This window comes from Chamaesiphon sp. VAR_48_metabat_135_sub, from assembly GCF_031418915.1.
In the GTDB taxonomy this organism is placed as follows: Bacteria; Cyanobacteriota; Cyanobacteriia; order Cyanobacteriales; family Chamaesiphonaceae; genus Chamaesiphon.
In genome coordinates, this window is sequence record NZ_JANOJV010000047.1 from 1 (window position 1) to 3224 (window position 3224).

At 45.2% G+C, this 3224-nt stretch carries 5 protein-coding genes; 2 read left to right on the forward strand and 3 right to left on the reverse strand.

All coding sequences use genetic code 11. The annotated features are described in order from the left end of the window. Positions 1 to 188 precede the first annotated feature (188 nt). From RMO55_RS03400 to RMO55_RS03410, 3 genes are all read right to left on the reverse strand, one after another. Complete coding sequence (locus tag RMO55_RS03400; protein WP_310423521.1) at positions 189 to 632, reverse strand: Hsp20/alpha crystallin family protein; 444 nt, start codon at positions 630 to 632, stop codon at positions 189 to 191. A gap of 229 nt (positions 633 to 861) precedes the next feature. Further along, on the reverse strand, positions 862 to 1302 hold the full coding sequence (locus RMO55_RS03405) for a type II toxin-antitoxin system YhaV family toxin (protein WP_396134156.1): 441 nt from the start codon (positions 1300 to 1302) through the stop codon (positions 862 to 864). An 8-nt stretch (positions 1303 to 1310) separates the two neighbouring features. Continuing rightward, entirely contained in the window at positions 1311 to 1631 is a 321-nt protein-coding gene (locus tag RMO55_RS03410) for a hypothetical protein (RefSeq protein ID WP_310423527.1), read from the reverse strand. 103 nt (positions 1632 to 1734) lie between these two features. Between RMO55_RS03410 and RMO55_RS03415 the strand changes: the two genes are divergently transcribed. Both RMO55_RS03415 and RMO55_RS03420 read left to right on the forward strand, forming a co-directional pair. Next, positions 1735 to 2454, forward strand: coding sequence for a hypothetical protein (locus RMO55_RS03415; RefSeq protein ID WP_310423533.1), 720 nt, complete (start codon positions 1735 to 1737; stop codon positions 2452 to 2454). 153 nt (positions 2455 to 2607) lie between these two features. Further along, the coding region (locus RMO55_RS03420; RefSeq protein ID WP_310423536.1) for a DNA topoisomerase at positions 2608 to 3224 on the forward strand (617 nt) is incomplete at its 3' end.

Genomic DNA, 3224 nt, shown 5'->3' on the forward strand with positions numbered 1-3224 from the left:
CAGATGCCGAACGCAAAAAACGCGAAAAACGGGAACAAGAAAAAGTAGATGCTGCGGAGAAAGCTGCGGCTAAAGCTGCTGCTGCTCCTGTGGCTGAAGCTGAGTAAGCAGGTACATGAATAACTTGGGTAGGTTGGGTCAAAGAATGACATCCAACCTACCCAAGTCATCTATCTAATAACTAGATACTAGCCAACATTTACTTTAACGATTTTGTTTTTCTCTTCCTCTGCTTTAGGTAAAACTAGCTTGAGAATACCGTCTTTATAGTCTGCCTGAACATTGGTATTTTGAATCCGTACAGGTAGCGGAATTACCCGCTGAAAGCGACCATAGCGGAATTCGCTGCGAGTCATCCCTTTGTCTTCAGTTACCATTTCTTCTTTGCGTTCGCCACTAACAGAAACAGTATCAGCAGTCACCTGAATATCAATGTCTTTGGCACTCATACCTGGTGCTTCCAGACTTAAATAAATTGCTTCAGGTGTTTCCTGTAATTCGGCAGCGGGAACAAAGGATTGAAGCGAGTTTTTACTTTCGCCATTAGTTGTATTGAGCGTATCAAACAAGCGGTTCATGCTCCGTTGCAAGTAATCAGTCTCTTCAAATGGTTGCCAACGAATAAGAGCCATCACAATCACCTTTTACTTAACTAAACTACTCATCGGTTAACGACTTGGTTTTAATTTAGCGCGACTCTTTGGCGGTAGTAGTTCGGTTCTCTGGAATTATCACAGTGGTTTTTCCCGAACCGTATTGGGGGTACAGGAAACGACCCCAACTCCGTTGGCGGTAGCAAAGCGTTTGCCCGTACCTACGGCAGGCTAACGCCAAGAGCAATAGCCGCGAGGTAATCGCAAATCACTCATTCACAGCCCTCAATAACCCCTGCAAATTATCTGGAAAATCACCATTACCAACCATCTTGCTAAACACCTCATAACAATCCCGCTTATCCCCTGCCTTGCGCGGATAACCCAACCACAGCACGATAATAACTTGCCGCTCCTCACTGCTAAAAGCCCTAAAAAACAGTCGATACCGATTTGGTAGCCCCATCCCCTTCATCCGTCCATACCGCCGCAACGAGCCATTCAAGGCAAACTGAGTAGCCATCGGATCTACAGCGATCTTCTCCTTAATCCCTACCATCACAGCAGCTAACAGCTTCACATCAGGATGTCCGAGGTAATCTGCTTCCGGTAACTCAGCCTTCAACTGCTTCACCCGTTCCCGCAATTGTCGTCGCTGTTCGCCAAATAGCTGTCGGTGAAAGTAGATTTCCCAACCATTGCGGATCAGTACGCCCATTAATCGATAACCACTCCAGCTAAGAGTTCATCATCTTCATCCGCCATTTCCTCGGTATATGCTTCGAGATGTTCGGGATTAGTCAGCGCGTCTTTAGTAACTAAGTCCAAAAATAGACTCAGCATCAGATCGTCTGAATCTGATTCTGGTTCGACTGGCTGTGGTTCTAACTTAACTAGCACAGTATTATCGCTCAATACCTCCACCCATCCGGTGGCATTCACAAACTGCGGATGATCGCGGTAGAAACTAGCTGGTAGGCGGAAACCAGACGCATTGCCGATTTTAGCAGGGGCGAGTGGATAGGTTGGATTAGTCACGATCGAGCCTAAGTTATTACTAACAGTTATAACCTTATCTTAACATGTTATAATTGCAACGATAGAGTTTATCTACATATCCAAACCACATTCTTGAAAAAAGATGACGATTACTGGATTATTCATGGGCTGGACAGACCCCGTTACTAATAACTGGTTCCCGCTCAAAAAAATGACTTGGAATGAAGGTAAATACTATACAGTTTATCTTCAGGAAATGCTCTCGGCAATGCAAGTCAGCGAGGCACACCGAACTACTGTTAAAGCTGGATTAGCTAAGTTAGATCGAGTAGCAATTTCTAATGACATCCATGTCAGCTTTAAAGTCAGGATGCCTGTCAATCGACCTTATACAGATATCGAACAATTAAATCGACTGGGCTTATCCACAGATCTCAAACAGTTCGATCCCTTTGAATATATATCCAGAAGTGGTGGATATAATGGTGGAGACACCAGCGATTTATTTGCCGAAACTACTCCCGATGAATTTGGTAAATATCACTTTCATTTTGGTAGTGGAGATATCAAAGGACTAGAAATATCTGAATATATCCTCGCTCGACTTCAAGTTAACGATCGACTCATTTTAAAGAATAATCTAACTTATCATCAAGATTTCTTACTAGGCGAAGCACCTGGTTATATTGCCGATCTAGCTAAACACCATCCCCAAGCAATCGAACTAACCGTCGCGAAAATCAATCACGATCTATTCAGGTTTGGTAAGATACTTTGTCATGCCAGTATCGATAGTAAAATTACCATCCCTTTTAGCGATTCCCATTACCAACCCCTAGTCGATGTTTTAGCCGCAGCCTGAAGTTAGAGCCAGGATTATCTAGATAAACTACTCTAGTACACAAGAACGCTAGAAGTGACTGCTCGCCAGATCGCTACAAACTTGCCAACAGTCCAAAACAGAGCGGCGAGCAGTCGCTGGAAGCGTTCCCCTTAGTCTTTCCTTGAGATTTTCATGCGACATTTACTCATCGTTGAATCTGCTGGCAAAATCAAAAAGCTCAAAAGCATCCTCGGCTCAGATTGGGATGTCAAAGCCTCAATCGGGCATATTCGCCAACTCGCCAACGATGGGGACGGTTCACTAGGCTTCGACTTAGGTGCAGACACGATCGATTGTCGCTACATCCCCCGCGACGACAGAGCTAAACAAACAATAGCGGGACTAATTGCAGCAGCCAAACAAGCAGATCGAGTATTCATCGCCTCAGATCCAGATCGGGAAGGTGAAGTGATCGGTTGGCACATCGCCCAGGTATTAAAGCTAAAACAGCCCCAGCGCGTTGTTTACCAAGAGATTACTGAGTCCGCAGTCAAAAAAGCGATCGCTTCTCCCCGCTCCCTTGACATGGCTCTAGTTGAAGCAGGTAGATGTCGCGATTGTCTGGATAAGTTAGTAGGCTACAAAGGATCTCCACTGATCTGGCGACTCAATAACGGAGCTAAAAGCGTTGGGCGGGTGCAATCAGCCACCCTCCACTTAGTCTGCCAACGAGAGCGAGAAATTCAAGCCTTCAAGCCCCAGGATTATTGGTCGGTATTTGTAGACTATGCCGAAGGTTTCCGCGCCTT

Bases quoted from the DNA above. Each gene is read 5' to 3' on its own strand.
- RMO55_RS03400 (WP_310423521.1), bottom strand. From the start codon at position 632: ATGGCTCTTATTCGTTGGCAACCATTTGAAGAGACTGATTACTTGCAA.
- RMO55_RS03415 (WP_310423533.1), top strand. From the start codon at position 1,735: ATGACGATTACTGGATTATTCATGGGCTGGACAGACCCCGTTACTAAT.